The organism is Tengunoibacter tsumagoiensis (assembly GCF_003967535.1).
GTDB lineage: Bacteria > Chloroflexota > Ktedonobacteria > Ktedonobacterales > Ktedonobacteraceae > Tengunoibacter > Tengunoibacter tsumagoiensis.
On record NZ_BIFR01000001.1, the window covers coordinates 3996663 to 4022004 of the forward strand.

Below are 25342 nucleotides of genomic sequence, written 5' to 3' on the forward strand. Positions count from 1 at the left end.
CTCGGCAATAAGAACGTTCTTTCCAGAAAAAACGGTTGACAAGTCGGCTACCATGGCGTACCATTACAGAGGCTCAACATGTAAAGGCAGCACATGGGATCGGAGTCCTCGCTTGCCAACGGGAGTATTTAGTGAAGACAATTGCGATTTTCTACCAGGGACGCAAGCAAGAGGCTGCAACAATGGCGTCCCAGCTTGTACCAACCTTAGAACACAAAGGCCATACTGTCCGTTCTATTGATCTTCACGAGGAAGGTCAGGAGTGCGCAACCTCATCCATTGAAGGCTGCGATCTTGTTCTCGTCCTCGGTGGCGATGGGACAATCGTCCATGCTTCTCGCGTCTGCGCTTGCCTTGGCGTTCCAATCGTTGGTATAAATTTTGGTCGCGTAGGCTTTCTTACGGAATTAGAGCCAGCTGAGTTGGAGACAAAACTCGATTACTATATTCATGAAGACGCTTCGGTCTGGACGGATGAACGCTCGATGCTCCATGCGGTTCTCACACAAGACGGAACCAGCGAGGAGTTTTTAGCGCTCAATGACATCGTGATTGCACGCGGTACCTGGCCACGTGTGATTCAGGTTCGCGTGACAGTGGATGACTATTATTATAATACAAGTTATGCTGATGGTATGATCCTCTCAACAGCGACCGGCTCAACGGCATACAATATGGCTGTTGGCGGCCCTTTGCTCCATCCACAGGTGAAAAGCAGTGTCCTGACTCCTATTGCAGCCCATCTGGCATCCGATCGCTCTCTTGTTCTCCAGCCCGAAGCCCGGGTTGAGCTTCAGATCTTTACAGGCTCTCAGAATGGGGTCTTTTCCGCCGACGGCCAGCTTAACCGCGAGCTAAAGGATGGGGCCATTATTACTGTTCATAAAAGCCAATACGAGACCAAATTTCTCCGGCGACGACCGCCAACCTATTTTTATCAGATCATTAATGCGAAGTTACGAAACGATAGCACACCTGAGACCGAAAGTCATCATGCTAACTGAGTTAACGATTAAAGATTTCGCTATTATCGATCACCTGCACTTACGTCTGAACCATAAGTTTAATGTCTTTACTGGCGAAACTGGTGCAGGTAAGTCGATTATTATTGACGCTGTAAACGCTCTGCTCGGCGGGAAGATTGGCGCGGAATTCGTGCGCGCCGGCTGCGAACGCGCTTCCGTTGAGGGGGTCTTTACTCTGGCTCCCCTCCCAACTATGGCCGAGGATTGGCAGCCCTATGATGCGTCAACCGATCCCGCAACCAATGGCGCGACCACGCTCCTGGCTGTGATGGAACAGGCTGAAACCTATCAGGCTCAGCGCGCTACCGACGCCGAACACAGCGCCGATGCACGCGTGGCCCTCGCTGCTCTTCTCGCTCAATACGCCATTGAACCCGATGAGGGCCAGATTATTCTGACCCGCGATATTTTTCGTTCCGGTCGTACGGTCGCTCGCATCAATGGCCGCGCCTTCTCCCAGCAGATTCTACAACAGGTTGCTAGCTGGCTGATCGATATCCATGGACAGAGCGAGAATATGAGTCTGCTGCGACCCGATCAACATGTCAACTTTCTTGACCGCTATGCCGAGACGCTTCCTCTCCGCGATGCTCTTACCAATAAAGTGACTGACTGGCGCAATGCACGCAAAACGTTGCAGTCGTTACAACAGAATGTTCGTGATCAAGAGCGACGCGCCGAGTTCCTCCGCTTTGAGATTGAGGAGATCGAGAAGGCCAATTTGAAGGTCGGTGAGGTTGAGGAGCTCGAGGAGGAGCAGAAGGTTCTGAGCAATGCCGAACGCTTGCGTGAGCTCTGCTCGCTGATCTATGGTCCCATCAAGGGGTCCGAGGTTGGGGGCGAGGATTTTCAACCGGCCCTCGATCAGTTACGTGTGGCTCAACGCAGTCTCAATGAGCTCGTCCGGCTCGATAAGAGTATGGAGGAGTATGAGGAGACGCTCTCCGAAGCCATCTATCAGCTTGAGGATATCGCAACCTCGATTGGCACCTATGAGACCGATATTGAGGATGATCCCAATCGACTGGCCGATATCGAGGAACGGCTCGATCTCATTGCCAAGCTGAAACGCAAATATGGCGCGACAATTGAGGAGATCCTCAAACGCATGGCCGAGGATCAGGCGGAGTTGGAGACGATTGATAATCGTGATGAGTTGATCGCTCGTCTGCAAAAACAGGATGGCCAGTTCCGCAACGAGATCGGTGAGATTGCTCAGCAACTCTCGGCACGCCGCTATGAAGCCGCTAAACATCTGGCGACGGCGATGGAGGCGCAGCTCAATGATCTCAATATGCGCCGCGCTCGCTTCCAGGTCGAAATTATTCAGTCTCTCGATGAGTCTGGCGTACCGGCGAGTATTCAGGGCGAACCTGTACAACATTATGCCTGTGATCTCTCTGGCATCGATCAGATTCAGTTCTTGATTGCGCCCAATCCTGGCGAACCTTTCAAGCCCCTGACAAAGATCGCCTCCGGTGGTGAGACTTCACGTCTGATGCTCGCTCTGAAAACGATTCTGGCCGACGCCGATGCAACTCCAACGTTGATCTTCGATGAGATCGATGCAGGTATCAGTGGTCGCAGCGGTCAGGTGGTTGGCGAGAAGCTCTGGCAGCTCACACGCAGCCATCAGGTTATTTGTGTGACGCACCTGCCACAGATTGCTGCGTTTGCCGATACCCATTACAATGTGAATAAGCAGATACTCGAGAATCGTACGGTCACAATTGTGAATGAGCTACGTCCTGAGCAGCGCTCACGCGAGATTGCTCATATCATGGGTGGAAGCGTCACGGATTTCTCGATGAAGAGTGCCGAGGAGATGCTCGATCGCTCCTATCTCTGGAAAGAGAACTGGCTGCGCAATCATCAATCCGATCGATCTGGCCTCTCCTGATTCCAATCCTATTTATTTGCGTGTTGCAGAAAGTTGGCGAGGGAAGATACCATGAGCATCGCAATTATTGGCGCGGGTATGAGCGGACTTGCCGCCGCTCATACCCTGCGCGATGCTGGTTTATCAGTGCACCTCTTTGAGAAAAGCCGTGGCCCTGGCGGTCGAGCAACGACCCGCCAGCGCGACGGCTTTATCTATGATGGCGGGGCACAATACTTTAAAGAGGGCAACCCTGCTATTACTTCTCTGATCACCGATCGCTTTGCGACGCCGGATCTGCTCAATATTGGTAAACCAGTCTGGATCTTCAATGAACAGGGAGAGATTCAGCCGGGCGATCCCACATTGACGGAAGAGCACAAGTGGAGCTACCGCAATGGGCTCTCTTCGCTTGCCAACCGCATGGCTGAAGGCCTCCCTATCACGACCCATACACGCATCGATACAATTGAGCAGCATGCAGATGGCTGGACGCTAGCCGATAATCATGGTCAGCTCTACGGCCCCTTTGAAAAAATTCTACTGGCTATCCCTGCCGAACAATCCTCTACTATCATCGCTAATAGTCAGCTCGACCAAACGTTACAAGCACACTGCCTGAAGCACTTGAAGATGGCCCACTATAATCGTCAGCTCTCGATCGCCCTCGGCTATCAGTCCAGACCTCAGGAACGTCCCTATTATGCGATCGTCAATACCGATAAAAAACATGCGATCTCCTGGCTGGCCTGGGAACACGAAAAAGCCCCTGAACGCGTCCCCGCTGGCGCTGGCCTCTTGCTTGCTCAGATGTCTCCCAGCTATAGCCTTACCCACTGGGATGATGAAGATCCGGATCTGATCCAGGATGCCGCTCGACAGGTTGAGAAGCTCCTACAAGAAGAGTTAGGGGAGCCCATCGTCAGTGACGTCCAGCGCTGGCTCTACGCCCTTCCCTCTGCCAGAGCAGATGCCGAAACTCTTAACGCCCTCAGTCTGCCTGAAGGTCTGGCCTTCTGTGGCGATTCTTTTGTCGGGGGCCGATTACATCTGGCTTTAGAACATGGCATCACAATTGCGAGTAAACTAACATAAACTAGACTAATTACTATGAATAGTAGAAAAGATTACCGTTTCTCCTGACAGCCTCATAGGGATAATCTCTCCACATAAAAAAATAAATGCCCTCTCTTGCTGCTTGTTAGTCTTCCTGAAGAGTGATTCCTCACATAGTTATGGATGAGTTAATACCTAACATTACTATGGATGAGGTAATACTATCTTATCCAAAAGACTTTGAGCTCAGAGCGAAATTTACCCTTAGAAAATGATTAGAAATCACTAAGAGCCAGATAAGAAAGATTAGAAATTATTGTATTCCACCTGAAATACTTGCATAATTGCTCTAGCATTAGTTACACTATTCATGGTTAGAGATGCAAGAACGGAATAGCCTGTGCTGGTCAACTCTACCGCCAAATTTCTTGTCAGCTACATGGTGCGCAGTAGCTATCCTGCATGATGTGAGGATCTTCCTCACTCTTCTCGCATATGAGAGAGCAGGATCGAACAGAAAACGGCTTCGACGAATGACCATATCAGGCACGTATCTTTTTTCTTAAGAAGCGAGAAGCGTCCTCTGGGCACTTCTCTACACTGTTGTAACGAGATCTTTTGTGATGCTCTCGCGTATGACGAGATGTCCATCTGTCCAGAGGACAGCAATCTCTCGTGCTTTCTCAGAAGAGAAGTGGCCATGGATGTTCGCCTTCTCTTTGTATCCGCAACCACATGGAATGTTGATTGCTTTATTGACATACGGAAATGGATTTCTTCTTTTATGAATGACACAGTGAATCAGCAGATTTCCACGCAAAATTCTCCTTCCCTTGTTTCATCACTCTTTACATTCTTTTTACAGCTTTTCTCTCTTTATTGGGTTCGCCGTTTTTGGAGTCAGATCGCCAGATTGTCCCTGCTCTTGACACTCGTCAGTGGAAGTGTTCTGACCAGCTTTCTGATTCAAGTCCCGCAGGTGCAGGCGGCCAGTCAGCAACGTGAGGCAATCGCGCTTCAGCAGAGCTCGACTCCACCACGTCAGGTGCAGCCAGCCTTTCAGACGCCTCCTCCCGCTAACTTTCAAAAGAGTCTGGCCATCAAAACCGCAACCACTGCATTGAGTGCACAGACACCCTTTGATGGTCTGGGAGATCTTCCTTTCTATACCTATGCCGCCAGTCGCAACCTCACCGATCAATTATCGATGAAGGTCAATGTTGCGAGTGGAAACCTGCTCTTGCACCAGGATGCGGTCAACATCAAAGGAACTGGTCTGGACCTCAATCTGGGTGATTACTTTAATAGTCTCAATAATGAACTGATTGTGGATGCAGGCTGGAACTGGAACTGGTCCTTTGGCCGAGGCATCGCTCTTGATGTCAGTAATCCCAATGCGGGCGTTACGTTGGCCGGACCCAGCGGCTTCCATGCCTACTATCCAGCCGATGGGAATGGAGAATTTACGGATGCTCCTGGCCTCAATGCTACGCTCTATCATTTCCATGATGCCTCAAATAACTACGTGCTTCATTTCCACCAATCGGGCCTCACCTGGAACTTTAATGGCACCTATGGCAATCTGTTCAGTATCCAGGACAAGAATGGCAATCTGATCAATGCAGACTATGATGCTGATGGATACAGCACGCAGGCGGTTGATAGTCAGGGACGAACGGTTCTGTTTGAGAAAGGAACCACGAACCTGAACGCCAATCAATTGACGAAGATCACTGATAGCACCGGTCGAACTGCCATCTACACCTATGTCTGGGGAGACCTCACCTCCATTCAGAACACCAATGGCAAAACGACCAGCTTTACCTATGACAACTCCACAGATGATCGCGTGGCAACCATCACCGATCCCCTGAACCATCAGACATCCTTTATCTATGCCCCGGATGGGAAAGTCACCAAAATCACCGATGCGAACAATAAAACCATCACCTTTACCTATAACACCGGCAACACCGTCGTCACCGATCAGAACAATCACAGCACCACATACTATTACAACAGCAACCTTCAGGTGACGAAGACGACCAATGCGCTGGGATACAGCACCACCAACACCTATGATGCGACCAACTATAACGTCACTCAGTATGGAGATGCATTGAGCGACCTCTCCGATTTCCAATTCTCAACCGATGGCAAGAATAATCTCACCCAGGTCTCTATCGGTGATACCAACACGGGCGGCTCCAATCCTACCGTTGGTCCCACGACGCACTTTGGCTATGGCGGAACGGGCAACAACACCTACAACCCGTTCACCCAGACCGATCCGCAGGGCCATAGCACGAACTATGCGTATGACACCAATGGCAACCTGCTCTCGGCCATCGATCAGCAGACCAACAAAGGGCTGACCTACACCTATAACGGCAATGGCACCGTCGCCACCCAGCAAGATGCCAATGGGAATACCACCACCTATGGCTATGACGCGCTGGGCAACCTGAAGACGATTACCCAGCCCAGCCCATTGGGGCAGACAAGCCTTACCGTTGATGCCCTCAGCCGTGTCAGCACCCTGACCGATGGCAACACCCACAAAACAACCTACACCTACGATAAGCAGGATCGGGTAACGGACATCAATTACAATAGTCAAAGTGACGTGAAATATACCTACGATGATGCTGGTAATGTCCTGACCGAGCAGGATAGCACAGGCACCACTACCTTTCAATATGATGTCCTCAACCGTCTCACGCAGAAGAAACTGCCAGGGGGGACCCTGATCAAGACTACGTATGACAACGTCGGCAACCTGACCATTTATGACGATAGCACCGGGGATATCACCTACAGCTATGACACGATCAATCGCGTCACGACCGTTCAGGAGCCTGATGGGGCTCAGACCACGTATGGCTACGACCATGCCAACCACAAGACCAGCATCCGCTATCCCAACGGCACTGGTATGCTGATGGCCTTCAACACAGCTGGTCAGGAGACTGCAAGCCAGAGCGGGATTTTCACTTCATCTACATCCAATACCTTCAGTACCGCGTATACCAATTATCAGTACACCTATCAGAGCGGGCCCAATCCGACCTCTCTGCTGCAGAGCGTGCAGTATCTGGACCCGATCACACACAGTGGCACCTTGACAACCAGCTATAGCTATAGCGGCAATGGTCTTAACTTCCTGCTGGAGGCCTCCACAAAGAATGCCAGTAACAGCGTGGTAGAAGACAACAAATATGGCTATGACAATAACGGCAACATCACCAGCAAGCAGGTCCAGAGCACTGGCCTCAATGAGAGCTATAGCTACAACGCCGCCAGCGAGCTGATCACCAGAACCAACGGCAGCGGAAGCACCACCTATAGCTATGACGGCATCGGCAACCTGATCGGTTCAACCGCAGGAGGCACCCTGAGCTACAACGTCCTGAACCAGACCACAAAGAATGGTTCCACTAACTACACCTATAGCGGAACCACCCAGAGCGAGCGGGTTCAGGTCAATAGCGATACCTTCGTCTATGGTGGCCTGGGACTGACCACTGCGAAGACCACCGCAGGCACGACCGAATATGTCCGTTGTAGCTGCGGCCTTCTCAACAACGAACGAACACCAGACGGCAAGAAATATTACTATCTCTTCGATGGTCTGGGCTCCGTCGTCGGCATGACCAACAGCACCGGCCAGGAAGTCAATGCCTACAAGTACGATCCCTACGGAAACATCGTCAGCCAGCAAGAACAGAGCGGCCTCAACAACCCCTGGAAGTATGCGGGCGGCTACTACGATAGCAGCACCGGCCTGACCAAGTTCGGCATTCGCTACTACGATCCGACCGTGGGACGTTGGACGCAGAGGACGCCAGTGGGTGGGAGTTTACAGGAGACGCTGAAGGGGAATCCGTATATGTATGCGGATAATAATCCTGTGAATGAGATGGATCCGAGTGGTGCACTTCCGGATCCGACTGAAATTTTTGCAGGCATAGGCGTTGGGGCAGCAGTTGGAGCATTTTTTGGACTTTTGGATGGATTATTTCAACGTCATGGAGGATGGGAGCTTGGCAAAGATGTACTTTGTGGTGCTATATCTGGTGGGATAGAAGGTGGATTAACCGCAGCATTGGGACCACTATTCGATGTAGAGGCACTGGCAAAAGTAGCAGGAAAAGCATTAGCTGAGCAAATAGTGAGCTTCGAGCCTCATTTAATAGAATCTCTTAGTGGTGGACTTTGTAGTGTTATATTCTAGTATATCGTAGCTATTTTTCTGCTTTGAAAAATTTAGCAGATATGCGATTTGAGTCTTTTAGATGGCAATTTCAGTGCAAGTCGTTCAGTAACTTGCACTGGAATTGTCAGACGACAAAGGACAGCAGCTATCTTAAAAGGTACTATTGTTTACCACAGGTATATCTTCTCAAATAAGCTGTAAAAATTTTACAGCTTCAAATTTTAAATAGGAAAGAGATACAATGAAGAAACAAGCAAAGACATGGACATCACTTATTGTTGCTCTATTTGTAGTTATTTTTGTTATCATTGGGCTTGTAGAAAATTGGTCAGGAGATCCGAATATTAGGCAATATTGGATTGACAGTATGCTTGGTATCATTTTTGTCGCTGTTTTGCTAATAATTTTGAATTATCTTTACAATGCAAGGAGAAAAAAAGGTAATTAGGTATATTAGCAATTAAATTAAAGTATATCAGCTTTTTCGTAAAGAAACTTTCTTGAGATTGCTAGAATAGTAGACTCTTTTACTGATATTTCTTGATTGAAGAAAGCATCTAGAATGAGCATACAACCTCTCACCATCAAGCAACTCTGGCTACTGGCCCTGGCCATTTGTCTGGGCTTGCTCATCGTCATACTTATCCTCGAAATGGCCATTGATCAACCCATAGTACTGGCTGATCTATTGCCCACGCGGCCTTTTGAGTTGATTATTCTGCTCTTGTCGCTCCTGACACTTTTTGTAGGCATCGTCATTCTCTGTGGTGAGAAGGTGATGGAGCGGTTTTTTCATATGGGGAGCTTTTGTGCTGCTGCTTCTGATGGTCGGTATACTCGATCTGGTGTATCCACAGGGGAAGGATGCATGGGATGTGTTGGTGTAAATAAGTATGTAAGGCTGATGTAGATGAGTGGTGCTGACCAGAGCCAGCGTGTCACGGTCAATAGCAACAGCTTTGTCTAGGGCGGCCTGGGACTCACACGAACTAACACCGCAGCTGGAACGACCGAATCTGTGCGCTGTTGCTGTGGCCTGCTTAACCACGAACGCACCCCGAACGGCAAGAAGTATGACTCCCTCTTCGACGGACTGGGTTCGATCGTGGGCATGACCAACAGCGCTGGGCAGGAAGTCAACGCCTACAAATACGATCCCTACGGCAACATCGTCAGCCAGCAGGAACAGAGTGGCCTCAACAACCCCTGGAAATATGCGGGCGGCTACTATGATAGCAGCACCGGCCTGACCAAGTTCGGCATTCGCTACTACGATCCGACCGTGGGACGTTGGACGCAGAGGACGCCAGTGGGTGGGAGTTTACAGGAGACGCTGAAGGGGAATCCGTATATGTATGCGGATAATAATCCTGTGAATGAGGTGGATCCGAGTGGACGATTTTCTTTAACTTATAAATGTATTCAAGATGTAATAACTATTGGAGGCGGAGTAATTACGCTTTCAGGGTTGATTTCTTTCTTTACACCTGGCAATGCAACCGGTGCAGTAGCATTAGCGCTTGCTGCTGCTACAGGTCCAGGAGATATTGCCATTGCAGGTTTAGCAGCTAGCTTGTTTATTGGGGTATTTGTGACTATTTCTATCCTTCTTATCCTGCAGGGAGTTGATAGCGCTCGAAGTCTTAAATCTGATTGCTCTTAGAACTGTATGCTAGATGTATAGATAGCAGATCATATCTATACATCTAGCATACGTGTTAAGCACGACTAGGCAGCATCGTTTGACTCGAGAGATTCTTTAACAATGCTGCCTATTCTGCACTTTTTCAAATAATTAACACCACTTTCATTTTAAAGAGGAGGACATATGGAAAAAAAAAGGAAAAATAAGTTTTACAACGTTTATTATTTGACGACTCTTACAGGCATGCTTCTTTGTGGAGCAGTTATGGTAATGAGGTCAATAAATGGCGAAAAGAGAGTTGCTAGTCTATTTGCACTAGCAGGTTGTATTCTGGTGTTTCTCTTTGCCTTAGCAAACTATTTAGAACATCGGAAACAGAGGAAATAATTTTCTTGAGGCTCAAATCTCCACCCAAAAGAGTTAGCCCTGCTTTCTCTTTTGGAGTTATTCGGGTCATAATTTTTTCATACTTGTTATTGAAAGCCCACATTCTGCACTCGAGAAAATAGCTTTTTGAATATGAACAAAAGATTCTTTTGCATGGCAATAGAGAGGCAAGATATGAGAACTTTTGATCCAAATCAGACTCTTCTGCGCTTTGTTCTATTTTGCAAAAAGATCTTAATAAATAATAAAAGCATAAAAATATTTTTATTTTTTATTCAAAATGCCATCCTGAACCGCGGAATGTAGGGAGAGAAGTTTGCATGATATTGGCCAAAATGAATAAGGAGAAGCATATCTATGGGTTCTCAGAAATCAAAAGTAACGCTACTCTCAATCGGAGTTGTTATATTTATTATCGGCATCGTACTTTATATTGCTTCATTATTGCTACACCTAAATAGAAACCTTGCATTTCCACTCTCTTTTTTTATTGCTTCTGGAGTATTTTTATTATTTTAGGTTATCTTATAAATATAATTAAAAGAGATAGTTAAATACGCAGAATATGTTTACCAATTTTATTCCAGAAGTAGATGAAGCTATAGGAAGCTTTACATGGGTCTCTGTCCTGGCGAGCGAAACGATAGCTCATCGATGATTGCCCGCCAGGATAGAAATGCAACATTTGTTCATTGTATATGTTCTAATCCAATTTTTGCTTTAATAAAGCTTAGCTTGTATATAAGATTTATTAAAGTTATTTCCTTTTATAGGAATAGCTGCTAGTTTAATATTGGCTGCATTCATCTCTTATTCGGTTTACGAGATTACACAGGCTATTGGCGATGCAGTTAGCCAAGATGAGCAGTATCGCTAGGCTTTTACCCACGTACTCCATTTCTTGAAATACGCTGTTAGACTAAAGTATTTTTATTATGGTCTAACAGCATAAATACCTTGAAAATTCTAAAAAGATATAAGAATTTGAGGTAAGCATAAAAACTTATCATTTGATATTGCCTGAATGTTTCAAAGATAAAGAAGTATCGATGGATACTGCAAAAAAGAGAGGTTGTAAGAATGAACATACTCATCATATCGTTTATTTTGTTTTGTGTTTTAGCTGTTGCGCTTTTAGCACTTTTGTTAGGTATGAGATATCAAGCAAAAACTGATGTAAGCATGAGAGGGAGAGATTTGCTTAATGGATATAGGTTAGCAATAGCAGTTATTATTTTTACTATGCTGTTTATTATCTACATAATTATTATTAACGCTCATTAAAAAGTACCTGTCTTTTGGGATTTAAAATGAGGACACGACCCTTCACCATCAAACAACTGTGGCTGATGACTCTCGAAATCTGTCTGGGTCTCATAGTGATCGCCCTCATTCTCGGAATAACGATTGATCATCCTAAGATGCTGGCTGATCTGTTTCCCACGCGACCTTTTGAGCTGATCACTCTGATTTTGTCACTGATGGCGCTCTTTGTGGATAGCATTATTCTCTGCGGCGAGAAGGTGATGGAGTGTTTTTTTTATGCGGGGGGCTTTTGTGTTGCTGCTTCTGACGGTCGGTATACTCGATCTGGTGTATCCACAGGGGAAGGATGCATGGGATGTGTTGGTGTAAATAAGTATGCAAGGCTGATGTAGATGAGTGGTGCTGACCAGAGCCAGCCGGTGTCACGGTCAATAGCAACAGCTTTGTCTAGGGCGGCCTGGGCCTCACGGGAGCCAATACCGCCGCAGGCACAACCGAATATGTCCGTTGTAGCTGCGGCCTGCTCAACAATGAGCGAACGCCAGACGGCAAGAAGTATTACTACTTGTTCGATGGCCTGGGTTCTGTCGTTGGCATGACCAACAGCGCCGGCCAGGAGGTCAACGCCTACAAATACGATCCCTACGGCAACATCATCAGCCAGCAGGAACAGAGCAGCCTCAACAACCCCTGGAAGTATGCAGGCGGCTACTACGATAGCAGCACCGGTCTGACCAAGTTTGGCATCAGGTACTACGATCCCGCAGTGGGACGTTGGACCCGGCGAACGCCTGTTGGAGGGAGCTTACAGGAGACGCTGAAGGGGAATCCGTATGTGTATGCGGATAATAATCCTGTGAACGAGGTGGATCCGCGTGGGAGAGATGGTGTATCTCCAGGATGCAGTGCAGGATTGCTACTTGCGGGGATAATAGGTGCAGTTGTGCAATTTGGATTTACACTTGGGGGGATTGCTTTTGCGGGAACTGGAATTGGGCTCTTTTTCGCTGCTGGAGCTTCCGCTGGAGCTGTAATAAGTGCAATAAGATATTTAGTGACTTTTGAATATGCTTACGAATTTTCGTGCGTTAATAGTGATAAAGCTACTATTAATAGCAGCATTACAACGGTTGCTATTAAAGTATTCAATTTCTTAGGATTTTAGGAAACGATCGTAGTGGTTTTTTTTCTTGCTTCATTGGTGAACATCACTACGATCGTTTGAGCCTTTTTAGGAGTGTTGCATGGAAAAAACAATAAAGAAGATCCTTTTTCTTTTATGCCTCATAATAGGCCCGTTGTTTTTTGGAGTTGGCTTCCTTTTTGTTTACCTTGTGTTTTTTCTCCTGAGATCGTCCATTTCAGACACAACTGTTACTATCTATTCATTTGGAATACTCAGTATTTTTTTGACTGCAGCCCTTTTTATTGCGTTAGCGTTTGGTGTTTTTAAAGAGGGAAGACGATAGATTACCCATTTTTTATCATGAAGCAGACGAGATTCGAAAGGTAAGAATGTGAAAAAGGTATCTAAAAGTATACAATTGAGAATTGGCCTTCTTGTTGCAGGGGCTCTTCTTGCAGTTTTACTCTGGAGTCTTCCTACTGAGAATGAAGGCTATAAAATTGTGATATTTTGTATTATTATTCTCGCTCTTTTGCTGACGGGCATTATTTCTTTTCGTCTGCGTAAAAGATTTAATAAGAAGCAGCCTTGAGTAATTTTGTATTTACCAACGAGCAGATAAGCTATAAAAGAGTGTAAGAAGTCAACGCCTACACATATGATCCCTATGGCAACATCGTCAGCCAGCAGGAACAGAACGGCCTCAACAACCCTGGAAGTATGCTGGCGGCTACTACAATAGCAGCCCCGGCCTGACCAAGTTCGGCATTCGCTATTACGATCCCACCGTCGGGAGATGGACCCGGCGAACGCCTGTTGGAGGGAGTTTGCAGGAGACGCTGAAAGGGAATCCGTATGGGTATGCGGATAATAATCCTGTGAATGAGGTGGATCCGAGTGGAAGATTTTCTTTAACATACTCTTGCATCCAAGATTTTGTTTCAATCGGTGGAGGTGCAACTGCCATTTCAGGACTCACAGCTTTTTTTGCAGCTAGTTTGTTTACACCCGCGAATCCCACTGGGGCTGTAGCATTAGGGCTAACAGCCGCTGCAGCGCCGGGAGGTGCAGCAATTATAGGTATAGAAGCTAGCCTGTTTATTGGGCTGAGTGTTACTGTGTCTATCTTTGGTATCCTTCAAGGAATCAATGGTATTCAGAATATCAAAAAGGACTGCAAGTTCTAATAGGAAGACCTGCTTGATTTCTAATCAATTAGTCTATGATCAGAAGAAAGTGGATTAAATAAAAATAGAAAGCGAGCATGGTGAAATTCAAGGCAGCGTAAAAGATATCTGACTTATCGTTTATGCTGCCTACAATTGGATTATAAAGTTTAAGTCAGCTATGATTTTCCGAGGTAAAGGTGAGATTGATGCGAAAAGAAAAGAGAAGTTCCTCGTCTTTTTATATTTTTTACTGTGTTTTGTGCGTACTCTTTTTTCTTAGTTTTACTGCAAGTGTGGCGAGATTTTTCTATGGTTATAGATCTATCGTGGATATAAGTGCAGCAATAGGATATTTTGTATTTTTTATTGTTTTTCTTTCTATATACTTGAATAATAGAGCAAAAAAGGTATGAAGATGTAATATAGATGTTTGAAATTCAAGCGTACAAGTATTTCTGATACACCAGATAATTCAAGAGATTATTCTCTTGGTTTAAGCTCACAAAACCAATTTGTTATTAACATTATTAACTGGGAATAGCGCACATTGTAAGCCTATTGTTTCATTTTTTGGAACTATTTGCTACTTAGTGGCCCTCCTAAGTACTTGAAAAAGCAGAGAAATGATATACAAGATGAATACACAACCCCTCACCATCAAGCAGCTGTGACTGCTGGCCCTTGAGATCTGTCTGGGACTGTTGATCGTTACTCTCATCTTGGAAGTGATTATCGACCATCCGATGATGTTGGCTGATCTGCTGCCAACGCGGCCTTTTGAGTTGATCATCCTGACCCTGTCGCTCCTGACACTTTTTGCAGGCATTATCGTTCTCTGTGGTGAGAAGATGATGGAGAAGGTTTTTTATAGGGGAGCCTTTGTGCTATTGTTCTTGACGGTCGGTGTACTCAAGTTGGTCTATCGACGAGGCAAGGAGGTATCGGGGAGGGCGTCGCATGTGCTGGTGTGAGTAAGGAGGTAAAGCTGATGCAGACGAGTGAGGCCGACCAGAGCCAGCGTGTCACAGTCAAGAGCGACAGCTTTGTCTATGGCGGCCTGGGACTCACACGAGCCAACCTCAGTTGGTACGACGGAGTATGTGCGCTGTAGCTGCAGCCTGCTCAACAACGAACGGACCCCAGACGGCAAGAAATATTATTACCTCTTCGATGGTCTGGGCTCCGTCGTCGGCATGACCAACAGCACCGGCCAGGAGGTCAATGCCTACAAATATGATCCCTACGGCACCATCGTCAGCCAGCAAGAACAGAGCGGCCTCAACAACCCCTGGAAATATGCAGGCGGCTATTATGATAGCAGCACCGGCCTGACCGGGTTCGGCATTCGCTACTACGATCCGACAGTGGGATGTTGGACGCAAAGGACGCCGGTTGGGGGGAGTTTGCAGGAGACGCTGAAAGGGAATCCGTATGTGTATGCGGATAATAATCCGGGGAATGAGGTGGATCCGAGTGGTGATACTCCGGTTGCTGCTTGTTTGTTCATTGGTGTAGGTGCTGCTGGTGGAGCCCTTATTGGTTTAATAAAACCAGCTCTTGTCGCTGCACAATCGGTACCAAAGGTTGTTACACTCCTTGCTACATATGGTATTGCCGTAAGTCCAGCAGTGATAGTAGGTATTATTGGCGGTGCACTTGTATTGGCACTTATAGGTGCTGGTGTGGGTGCCGCACTAGCCGCTAAGTGTTTCGGATGAGTTGTGTTTCATCATAAATTAGGTAGAAATACTTTCTTTACAAATTTGGGGAATGCTTTTGCATTATTAGTGAAAAAGCATCCCCAAGAAAATGAAAGATAAAGAGAATGAAATCATCAAAAAGCAAGAGCAGCTATACGATCATAAGCCTTATGATGGCTATTGCTAGTTGCTATTTTTTCTATGTTGCCGCCAATAATCAGTATACGGTTTTCATACGTATACTATTAGGTTTTACAGCAGTAGTTTTTGTGTTGTGTATTGCATATTACTTGCATCTCATGTTAAAAAAGTCGCATTGACAGACACTCCCAGAATGGTTATTGGAAAAGCTATTTTGTTGGTAGAGCCTCTTTTATTGATATCTGTGACAGAAGAAAGCAAGCAAATATATAAACACACTGACTCTCACCATCAAACACGTGGGATTACTGGCACTTGAGATCTGCCTGGGCCTGCTCATCGTCGACCTCATCCTCGAAATAGATAGTGATTATCCCCAAGGCTGGCCAATCTGATGTCCACGCGACCTTTTAAGCTGATCACCATGATCCTGTTGCCGCTGACTCTTTTTATAGAAATAGTCATTCTCTGTGGAGAGAGGGTGATGGAACGGGTCTTTTATGCGAGGGCTTTGGTGCTGTTGGTGGTGACCCTCTCCGGGCGCAGGTTGGTCTATCCAAGAGGCAAGAAGGCGTCGCAGAAGACTACACATGTGCTGGTATGAGGATAGAATGGCAATGATGAAAGAAGAGACTTCCACCTGCTGAGCACTTTGAAAAACTAGATTCAGCAGGTGCAGGCCTTTGTTTACGGCGGCCTGGGTCTCACCCGAGCCAAGACCACCGCAGGCACAACCGAATATGTCCGCTGTAGCTGCGGCCTGCTCAACAACGAGCGAACGCCAGACGGCAAGAAATATTACTACTTGTTCGATGGCCTGGGCTCCGTCGTCGGCATGACCAACAGCACCGGCCAGGAGGTCAATGCCTACACATATGATCCCTACGGCAACATCATCAGCCAGCAGGAACAGAGCGGCCTCAACAACCCCTGGAAGTATGCTGGCGGCTACTACGATAGCAGCACCGGCCTGACCAAGTTCGGCATTCGCTATTACGATCCGACAGTGGGACATTGGACGCAGCGGACGCCAGTGGGTGGGAGCTTGCAGGAGACGCTGAAAGGGAATCCGTATGGGTATGCTGATGATAATCCTGTGAATGAGGTGGATCCGAGTGGACGAGATTGTTCCGAAGCCATAGTAACATCTTTATTAGGCATTGTCGGAACCGTCAGTACATTAGTGTGGTTAGATTCATCAGTAATTGATGGTATTGAATTAGTAGATTTTATATTGTGCATTCTTAGATAATGACGAATTACTTATGCATAAATATTATGCGAAGATTCAAGAGGGACATATGAAAGAAAAGAATGATAGTTTAAAGAGAATATTTGGCCTCGTTTTTATTGTGGTTCTATTCCTTATTGTCGGTCTCTGCTGTCTGGGTTACAGTTTTTATATGTCATAACTGCATAGGGTGGTGTCCGTCTGCCATCATGGGGGATGAAAAAGTATAGTTTAGAGAAGAGCTACCTGAGTAAAATAGAGTCAGACAAGACCCTTACTTCCCTCAAACAGTCCATTCTCTAATGGCGAGCTCATCAAGGCTTACTACCAACAGTGATACTGAAAACGTACTAGTATTGAATAGTGAATCTTTTGTGCCATTTTGATACGTATCTTGAGGAGGGCATCATGGAAAATAAGGACATCAAAATGTCTAAACAAATGCTAATCTTAATAATAGTTATCCTGTTAGGATTAATATGCTTATTCTTTTTAATCGTGTATTTTTCTGGGCCGACAAAAAATGTGCTGATTTCATTATGTATATTTTTCATATCATTTGTAGTAATAGTTTTTCATGTTCAAAAGAAGCGTGAAGGAGGATATATGACGTCCAATATATTTTATGCTCTCTCTTCATTACTATTTTCTCTCGCAGGGATTAGCTATTTTGTTTTCACAAGGGCTAAATTAGAAGAAATAAGAACAATCTGTCTTTATTTCTTCGGTATAATTGGTTTTCTTTTCTTTTTTGTCGCTATTTTTAGGAACATCGGTTTAAAAATACCTCTACCTGGAAAGTAGGTATCTGGCGTTCCTACTGTCGTCGTGTCAGGATTTGCAGGAGCAGCATACATCCAACTGGCTAAAGCTGCATTCATGCACGCATAAAGAAGGTGACCTAAGCGTATTGATCCAAATAGTGTTACATGTATTCTCTCAGGTCGCTTGTACCTCACAATTGATCAAGATCGTTCACCAAACCTAAAGGTTTTGGTAACAATTCGGGTATACAAGAACCCTGTCAAATTTCAATAAAAAGCGTGCAGTATCTGGACCTGATCACGCATAGTGGCACCTTGACAACCAGCTATAGAAGGAGTCCTAAGGTGAAAATATTAAGTGAAGTGTTTCTATTTTTGCTTTTTGCTTTTAATATTTTAAGCATTGTTTGTTTGTATATTATTGCGAACATAAAAAAAGATGTTGAAAGGAAAATATTATATTTTTATGAAAGCATAATTTTATTGATACTTATTTTTTCAACAATTCTAATCGAACGATTAGAATCTGTTTCTATTCCTTTATTATTATTTTTAGCTATTGATAGCCTATTGATTTGTCTGAGTTGTTGGCTTGCCTCTTTTTCTAGTGTAAAGCTGAAAGGAGCCAAACAAACAAATTACGCGATGATTTTTATTTATTTGTTTGGAATGTTGGCACTTTCCCAAGCTCTAAATAACATTATCATTTTTTTTAAAATTGTGACAAACTTTGATCATGGATGGCTTTTGATAATTATTTACTTGGTGGTGTTTAGTGTTAATTTGATACCTATTGCAATTTTCTATAACTTGTATAACAAAAATTAGAGTTATTTTTGATGATGTAAGAGCATTTTACTGCTATGTCGTGCTTAAGGAGACGGAAGTGAATACACAAACCCTCACCATCAAACAACTCTGGCTGCTGGCCCTTGAGATCTGCCTGGGCCTGCTGATTGTCGCACTCATTCTCGAAATGGCTATTGATCATCCTGCGATGCTGACAGATCTGTTGCCGACACGGCCTTTTGAGCTGATCAATCTGATCCTCGTACTCCTTTCTCTTTTCATAGGTGGAGCAGCTGCCTCAGCGTTAGGTTTTGCTGGAGCTAAAGCAAGAAAGAGTTTATGCCTTGATAGAATTGTTTCAAATATCGAAGCATGTTTGCTAAGAGGAGTAACATTTGCTATGGTCTTCAAAAAACCGAGAGGTGTAATAAAAAACTTCAATGATGAAATAAAAAATAATATCCTTAAAGACTTAGAAAGTGCATTTAATAGGGATATTATACTATCTTTTTTTAAAGTTTTTGTGTATTTATTTGCTCTTTTGTGTGTTATTTCTATGATAGTAACTTTATTAGTAATACTAATAAAAAGATAGTTTTTTACAATTAAAATGCGATAATTGTAATTTTAGTTAGTTCAGTTGTATTTCTCATAAGGCGATAGGGGAATTGTTGTTTTCGTTCGATTTAAAAGTGAAAGGTTTTTAAGGTATGAATGCTCTCTGAGATGAAAAATAAACTTTTAGCTCTTTTTTATCTACATTGTTATTTATTTTCCATCGGAGTAATAATGATGCAACAAACGCTCACTATTATTATCACTAGTCTATTTATTGTGCTTATTCTTTTTGGATTAAGTACAATACGCTTAAAGAGAGGAGCATTAAAAAAGGAGGCTTCAGGATATTCTTATACTATAGGGATAGCACAAGGAAAAGGATTGACAATAGGGCTTTACTTTCTTGTGGATGTTATTGTTGTTCTTTTCTGGATAAAGATTTTTTCTGAAGTGGATAATGTTTTGCATCTCATTCTACCTATTTGTGGTGCGGTCTGTTTCGCTTTTTTTGTGTATACGTTTCAATGGAGACAAGTAAAAAAATTATTCACAGAAACAGAGAGTAAAGATAAAGATGAGTTAGTTCCTCCAAAAGATTCCTCTTCTTTCAAAGGCATTTAAATACTCCACACGGTCTCATGCTATAATTCCACACAGGCTTATGCTATAATAAGGAAATAATTACCTCTCTCTATTACATATCTCTCTAAGGAGTATCTATATCTATGACCTTACTTTCTACCCTCCCCAATGAGATTCAGGATGAGATAACTCGGCTCTCTGAACGTTATGGACAGCCTCTTATCCGTTCGATTGATCTGGGCGAAAATAAATACTTCGATCCACTTGATAAGACCGATCGCTATGGCGAGGTCTGTATGGTTGTGCGCCGTCGTAATGGTCGTTTGCTAACGATGATCAAGACCTTCTATCCTCAGGGGGCCTATCGCCTGCTCACTGGCGGTATTAACCATGGAGAGTACGTCTTTGATGCACTGTTACGCGAGACGCAGGAAGAGACCGGGCTTGAAGTCGAGGTTAAACAGTTTCTCGCTATTGCCTCCTATCACCTGGAAAAATCTGACACGCCGGTCTTCTATACCTTTGCCTTCCTGCTCGATGAGGTAAGTGGCACGCTTGGTGCTATCGATGAAGACGAACAGGTCGAGGCGTTCCGCGAGATCGAGATCAGCGAACTTCCAACCCTGGCCCAAAATCTAGAGGCTCTTGGTAGCTCCAAAGAAGAGTTTATTTATTGGCGTTGGAGCGATTGGGGCCAGTTTCGCGCACCTATCCATCAACTCGTCTGGGAGGCACTCACGACACAAAAATAAGGCTCCGAGAGAGCTACAAGATGGAGACATACCCTGATTGGACAAGGAAGCAGGAGAGACTGGTCAGACTATGTTATAATCCTAAAAAAGGGGGCCTCTTGCCTTCCAATTTATGCAAAAGGATGCCAACATGAGTAAGAAACTTACCAGCACACTGCTTTTATTTGCTGTCTTTATCGGATTTTTAGCCTGGGGTCTCACCCAGTTAGTCACCAGTATTCAAGCTACGCCAAGAGATGGAGAAACTATTTTTTATTCTATCCTACTTCTAGGTTGTTCAGGTGTTGCATTAATTGCCATTCTCTCGCTTCCACGCAAAAAAATGTAATCTTCGTCAGGTTAGCTTAAATCAGGATTCGAACTATGACAGACAAACATTCGGTCTCCCGCTTGTTTATTCACCTCGCTACGCCTGCCGATATCGCCCAAATTGAATACCTCGACAGCTTCAGTGCCTCGCCCACACGCGATATTCATCGTGATATGCAGAAATACTTTGGCTCCGTCGATCCTTCAACCCATGAACGTACACTGATCTTCCTTGCCGAAAGCGATGGCAAAGCAGTGGCGAAGGCAGAACTCATGCTCCCTCCCAATGATTCGTTAAATGCTGTTGGGTATGTGAAGCGCGTCATTGTCCATCCCGATGCTCGTGGTCAGGGGCTGGCTCGCCAGCTCCTTGAACATGTCATTACGTTTGCTCGCACTGAGCAACATTTAGAGTCTATCGATCTCCATGTCTGGGATCAAAATACATCGGCCATTCAGCTCTATGAGAAATTGGGCTTTGAGCTCAAACATCGCGAGCTCTATTATCGTCTCCCACTCTAATTCGGCAGCATCTCTATCCTCTTCTTCCCTCCATCAAGAAGAGGATACGCACCTCCAGTCTTGCTCATTTCTCAAGATCTCCTCAAGACGTGAAAAAGCGCGGTAATTTGTGACGAAAGGGTACTCCCCTTCGTTTTAAGACACGGACCGAGAAACTCTACTGATAAAAGTTTCATACTATTCCGCCATTGTTCTCGGTACTTCAATGGGAGGTAAATAGCGCAGAGTCGCTCGAAGATCCAATGCTCACATCGTTCTCTATTCGTTTCTTACTCTGTGACATGGTGAGCATTTCTTGCGATAGAAGCGCGTGTGTCTATGGCTTTGAGATCTGTTACAGCACAGACCGCGTTACCACAACAAGAAAAACAGCTTTTCTCCTATAAATGGATGCGAGCATTCTTTACTGAGGATGTTTCGTCAGCCAATAGCGCCGTTGTCGAATTACAGGGTCGCGCCGTCTGGATCGCCCTGGCGCTGATCTTTCAGTCACTGAATGAGATTAGCTATATTACGAATATTGCGCAATTAGGCCCATTCCGCTCACTGCTCCCAATGGTCTTCTTTCTGGCAAGCTTCTATGCTGTATGGAAAGCCCTGCGCCCGGCCTCTACGATGAAGACTCCCGGACAACCTCAGCTCTGGCAACGAATTGTGCTGATGCTGATGTTAATCCTGACTTTTATCGGAGGCATCCAGCTCGCTCGCTGCGTTATCTTGAGCTTTGCGCCCGTTCAGTTCACTAATGACGGCACATCTCTGGATACAAATGCAGCAATTCTGTTACTGGAAGGTCGCAATCCATATACCGATTCCAATATTCCCGAATTGATGCGCCGCTTCAATATCCAGCCCGACTGGACTACTCCGCTGCGCCAGGGTCAGTTTGCCAATCGTCTGGACTATCCGCAGATGGCAGAGCTGCAATCTGTGCTAAATACTTCTCTCAAAGCCGATGAAGTACCTGAATTTGAGGCAAAAGTCAGTTATCCCGCTCTCTCGTTCCTTACCCTGGTCCCATTCGCTGTGTTTAAACACTATAATGTCTTACCCTTCTATGTCTTGAGCTATCTCCTGTTAGTCTATCTAGCCTGGAAGGCGGCTCGACCTGAATTGCGGCCATGGGTACTCCTCCTGGCCATCGCCAATATCCCTATGTGGGCATCAACTGTTGGTGGAAATCTCGATATCTTCTATAGCCTGCTCGTGGTCATGGCCTGGCTCAAACGTGATAGCCGCTGGATCTCGGCTCTGTTCTTTGGGCTCGCCCTTGCCAGTAAGCAGATCGCATGGTACTTTGCCCCCTTCTATATGATCATGTTGCTACGCCACTATGGCCTTAAAGCTACCATTTATCGCATGAGCTTTGCAGGCGCTGTGGCCCTTCTGATCAACTTGCCTTTTATTATCTGGGACCCACAGGCGTGGTTTGCTGGGGTGATGGCTCCCATCGCCGACCCAATGTTCCCAATGGGAGTGGGGATCATCAACCTGAGCGTTACCCATCTCATCCCTTACCTGCCAACCTCTTTCTATAGCATTCTCGAGTACGGTGGTATGCTCGGTGCAATGATCTGGTACTGGCGCACCTGTCGCGAACGCCCAGAATCGGTCATGTTGCTCGCTGTCCTGCCACTCTTCCTGGCCTGGCGCAGTCTGGCTTCCTACTTCTACTGTATCGCTTTCCCAATCTTTATCATTCAAGCCGCACGCAACACATCGCGCACAAAGGCGTCAGAAGAAGAGCTCCATACTCGACAGACTCCAACCATCAGTCTGCCAACACCCATTAACGCCTGATCTGGATAGTAAACAGCGGATAGAGAGTTATTCTCTATCCGCTGTGTTTTTTTCTTCACCTGATGATCTTTCTTCTTTTGTCGAAATAATTACTCAGACATCTATATGCCGATGTGTCTCGACTCTTGTCTCACTTCGTGGTACAATCCAACCAATATCTCGCTGGTGTAACAAGGAGTTGACAGGTACTATGTCTCATAAAAACGTTCGCAATACCCAGCTTTCACAAGAAGAGTTTACGCAGGTACAACATCTGCTTGATCAATATTCTCAGATCGCAGAAAGCTTACATACAAGTACGACACAGGCTGATGCCGAGGGAGCTCTTGCACCACTTCTCTCTCAATCCGAAGAGGTGCAGATTGCCGTGTTAAAGGCGCTCTCCAAAGAGACAAACACAAAAGCAGCCGATGTACTTACGGCTATGAATGCACTCTGTCCGATAAAGGAAGTTCGCAAAGAGGCTCGTAGAGCTCTTTTGCAGCTGGAAGCTTCAAAAATTACTTCTCAATGGAAACCACCCGTCGTTCAAGCTCCCGCTGTACAGATGTCTATCTCGCAACCTCCTCGCTTCTGGAAAGGATTTGTTTCACAGACGCGTGACGAGGGTGAAGTTCAGCTCATTCTGATCTGGGAGCAGGGCTATGAATATAGTGAAATTCGCTTTCTCTCTTTCCTCCTGGATTATTGGCAGGCTGGCGTCAAGGATTTCATGGCTGATATAACCAGCAAAACCCAGGTCAACGAACGCATTAGAGATCTACGTAGCCGCATACATCAGGCTGGCAGTGATCTGGTCGAGTGCACTCTGGCTGAGGGGAGACGCCTGCTCGAAGAAGCATTATCGGTCAATACCTGGCGAGCGAAACAACCTCATGAGGATTATCGCGCGGCGCTTCCTCAGATCAATAAATTGCTTCTCCAGGTGCCCGAATCCGAGCCAGGTGAAGATCATCAAGCAACTTTTATCAGCCCTGAATTGGAAGAAGCAGAGGTCATTATCAATTTCCTGGGCGGCTGGTCAATGGGCGATTATGGCCTGGCCTATGATCTACTGGCGAAGGAGAGCCCCGTTCGCGATAACCTTTCCCGTGAGGAATGGATTCAGCTTCACCGCGCCTGGGCCGATGAGGCAAAACCCGCTCGCTTAGAACTGGGCTTTGTTCATGAGCGTCCCCAACCCCAGAGTGCTCTCTGGGTCCCGACAAATGTCACGAGCCGCACTCCTAAAACCAAAGAGATTGAGATTGGCTGGTCGCTTGAGCTCAGTGACACGCCGCTAAGCGGTACGATCTCAGAGCTCCCATTAGGCACTTCAGTGAATAAAGAGACTCACCGCCATTGGTTCTGGACGAGCTATCAAATGACTCGAGAAAATGGTGCATGGCGCATCCAAACAATTACTGATGAAGGGGCTCGCGTCCAGGCACTATCGGTAGAAACCATCCAGAAGCGCATGAAAGAATATGAGGATGGTATTGAAAAAAGCATCAAAGAGCTACGAGATACCGATCCTCAACGGTTTGTTGATGAGGTCTCCTGGCAGTTAACGCAGCTCCTTCATCTCTATGATGCTCTCTTGATTCAACTCCCACTGGACGAACAGATATATGAGGAAGCCTATAGCAGCGCCATTCTTACAGGCAATCCTGAGCGCATCCTGGTCTATCTCGAACGCACCTATCAACGCTTCCAATCCAATCGTGGCGATATCTTACGCCGCTTAGGCTCGACTCTGGTTGGCCTCGCCTATAAAGAAGGCAACGAACATCTCACTGAACGAAATCAGCATCTCTTACAGCGAGCCGAAGAGTCACTTCACGAGGCCATCTCCATTGACGAAAATGGCCTGGGACATATGCTGCTCGCTGAACTATTAATGAGTATGGATCGCGAAGAGGAAGCCGAACAGGAATTTATTAAAGCGCAACAGCTACATATTGAGGGCGAAGAAGCAGCGGCAGTTGAGGCTGGCCTCGGAAATATTGCGATGCGCCGCGAGGATATGCAAGCAGCTATACCACATTATCAACGGGTCGCCGAGATCGATCCTCGCTACCCTGGCGTCTGGTTTAGCCTGGGCTTTGCCAATCGCCTCCTCAATGACCTTGATCAGGCCGAAGGCTATTATCAGCGCGCCCTTCAGCTAGAACCTGGCGATATTCGCATCTATGCCGAACTTACCGCTATCTATATGAACACCGAGCAGGCACAGAAAGCCAGAACCATTCTTGAGCAAGGGATACGCACCAATCCCGCTTCCGCTCACCTCTTCGCTTTGCTGGCCTCAGTTCTCTTTGAGATAGGGGATAAACGCGGCGCACAACGACGCCTTGATGAGGCCGAACGCCTCGATCCAACGTTAGATATAGTGCAGAGCGTACGACAACACATCTACAGTGAAAAGAAAAAGTAGTCATGCGTG

At 45.9% G+C, this 25342-nt stretch carries 20 protein-coding genes and 1 pseudogene; all 21 read left to right on the forward strand.

The window, feature by feature from the left end; genetic code table 11:
- Window positions 1–131 precede the first annotated feature (131 nt).
- The 21 genes and pseudogenes from EL628_RS15735 (at window position 132) to EL628_RS15830 (ending at window position 25333) form a co-directional block, all read left to right on the forward strand.
- Entirely contained in the window at window positions 132–1004 is an 873-nt protein-coding gene (locus EL628_RS15735) for an NAD(+)/NADH kinase (protein ID WP_126580876.1), read from the forward strand.
- Window positions 994–2925 (forward strand): DNA repair protein RecN, encoded by a 1932-nt coding sequence (gene recN, locus EL628_RS15740; RefSeq protein WP_126580877.1) that lies wholly within the window; start codon window positions 994–996, stop codon window positions 2923–2925. Before EL628_RS15735 ends, recN begins: the two co-directional genes overlap by 11 nt.
- Window positions 2926–2976: 51 nt before the next feature.
- Window positions 2977–3999, forward strand: a complete 1023-nt coding sequence (locus tag EL628_RS15745; RefSeq protein ID WP_126580878.1) for an NAD(P)/FAD-dependent oxidoreductase — start codon at window positions 2977–2979, stop codon at window positions 3997–3999.
- 745 nt (window positions 4000–4744) lie between these two features.
- Window positions 4745–8194 (forward strand): RHS repeat-associated core domain-containing protein, encoded by a 3450-nt coding sequence (locus tag EL628_RS15750; protein WP_161975535.1) that lies wholly within the window; start codon window positions 4745–4747, stop codon window positions 8192–8194.
- Between the two features lie 223 nt (window positions 8195–8417).
- The gene (locus EL628_RS15755) at window positions 8418–8624 is read left to right on the forward strand and encodes a hypothetical protein (protein ID WP_126580880.1); all 207 of its coding nucleotides are present in this window, start codon (window positions 8418–8420) and stop codon (window positions 8622–8624) included.
- Window positions 8625–8738: 114 nt separating this feature from the next.
- The gene (locus tag EL628_RS15760; protein WP_126580881.1) at window positions 8739–9086 is read left to right on the forward strand and encodes a hypothetical protein; all 348 of its coding nucleotides are present in this window, start codon (window positions 8739–8741) and stop codon (window positions 9084–9086) included.
- Window positions 9087–9194: 108 nt separating this feature from the next.
- Entirely contained in the window at window positions 9195–9839 is a 645-nt protein-coding gene (locus EL628_RS15765; protein ID WP_503827287.1) for an RHS repeat domain-containing protein, read from the forward strand.
- Window positions 9840–11994: 2155 nt separating this feature from the next.
- Entirely contained in the window at window positions 11995–12639 is a 645-nt protein-coding gene (locus tag EL628_RS15770) for an RHS repeat-associated core domain-containing protein (protein ID WP_503827289.1), read from the forward strand.
- A gap of 671 nt (window positions 12640–13310) precedes the next feature.
- Window positions 13311–13787 (forward strand): annotated as a pseudogene (locus EL628_RS15775) (RHS repeat-associated core domain-containing protein); the annotation flags it as partial.
- 707 nt (window positions 13788–14494) lie between these two features.
- Complete coding sequence (locus EL628_RS15780; protein ID WP_136626713.1) at window positions 14495–14740, forward strand: hypothetical protein; 246 nt, start codon at window positions 14495–14497, stop codon at window positions 14738–14740.
- 17 nt (window positions 14741–14757) lie between these two features.
- Complete coding sequence (locus EL628_RS30815) at window positions 14758–14880, forward strand: hypothetical protein (protein WP_281276545.1); 123 nt, start codon at window positions 14758–14760, stop codon at window positions 14878–14880.
- Window positions 14870–15487: an RHS repeat domain-containing protein gene (locus EL628_RS15785; RefSeq protein WP_161975536.1), complete on the forward strand. Its 618-nt coding sequence runs from the start codon at window positions 14870–14872 to the stop codon at window positions 15485–15487. The genes EL628_RS30815 and EL628_RS15785 overlap by 11 nt, the downstream gene beginning before the upstream one ends.
- 796 nt (window positions 15488–16283) lie before the next feature.
- Window positions 16284–16862: an RHS repeat-associated core domain-containing protein gene (locus EL628_RS15790; protein WP_126580887.1), complete on the forward strand. Its 579-nt coding sequence runs from the start codon at window positions 16284–16286 to the stop codon at window positions 16860–16862.
- A 1088-nt stretch (window positions 16863–17950) separates the two neighbouring features.
- Window positions 17951–18433, forward strand: coding sequence for a hypothetical protein (locus EL628_RS15795; RefSeq protein ID WP_126580888.1), 483 nt, complete (start codon window positions 17951–17953; stop codon window positions 18431–18433).
- Between the two features lie 58 nt (window positions 18434–18491).
- Window positions 18492–18989: a hypothetical protein gene (locus EL628_RS15800; protein ID WP_126580889.1), complete on the forward strand. Its 498-nt coding sequence runs from the start codon at window positions 18492–18494 to the stop codon at window positions 18987–18989.
- 131 nt (window positions 18990–19120) lie between these two features.
- Window positions 19121–19573, forward strand: coding sequence for a hypothetical protein (locus tag EL628_RS15805; RefSeq protein WP_136626715.1), 453 nt, complete (start codon window positions 19121–19123; stop codon window positions 19571–19573).
- A gap of 104 nt (window positions 19574–19677) precedes the next feature.
- Window positions 19678–20286, forward strand: a complete 609-nt coding sequence (locus EL628_RS15810) for an NUDIX hydrolase (RefSeq protein WP_126580891.1) — start codon at window positions 19678–19680, stop codon at window positions 20284–20286.
- Between the two features lie 130 nt (window positions 20287–20416).
- On the forward strand, window positions 20417–20614 hold the full coding sequence (locus EL628_RS15815) for a hypothetical protein (protein WP_126580892.1): 198 nt from the start codon (window positions 20417–20419) through the stop codon (window positions 20612–20614).
- 35 nt (window positions 20615–20649) lie between these two features.
- Entirely contained in the window at window positions 20650–21117 is a 468-nt protein-coding gene (locus tag EL628_RS29850; RefSeq protein WP_161975537.1) for a GNAT family N-acetyltransferase, read from the forward strand.
- Window positions 21118–21435: 318 nt separating this feature from the next.
- Window positions 21436–22917, forward strand: a complete 1482-nt coding sequence (locus EL628_RS15825; protein WP_126580893.1) for a glycosyltransferase 87 family protein — start codon at window positions 21436–21438, stop codon at window positions 22915–22917.
- Window positions 22918–23107: 190 nt separating this feature from the next.
- Entirely contained in the window at window positions 23108–25333 is a 2226-nt protein-coding gene (locus EL628_RS15830) for a tetratricopeptide repeat protein (RefSeq protein ID WP_126580894.1), read from the forward strand.
- Window positions 25334–25342 lie beyond the last annotated feature (9 nt).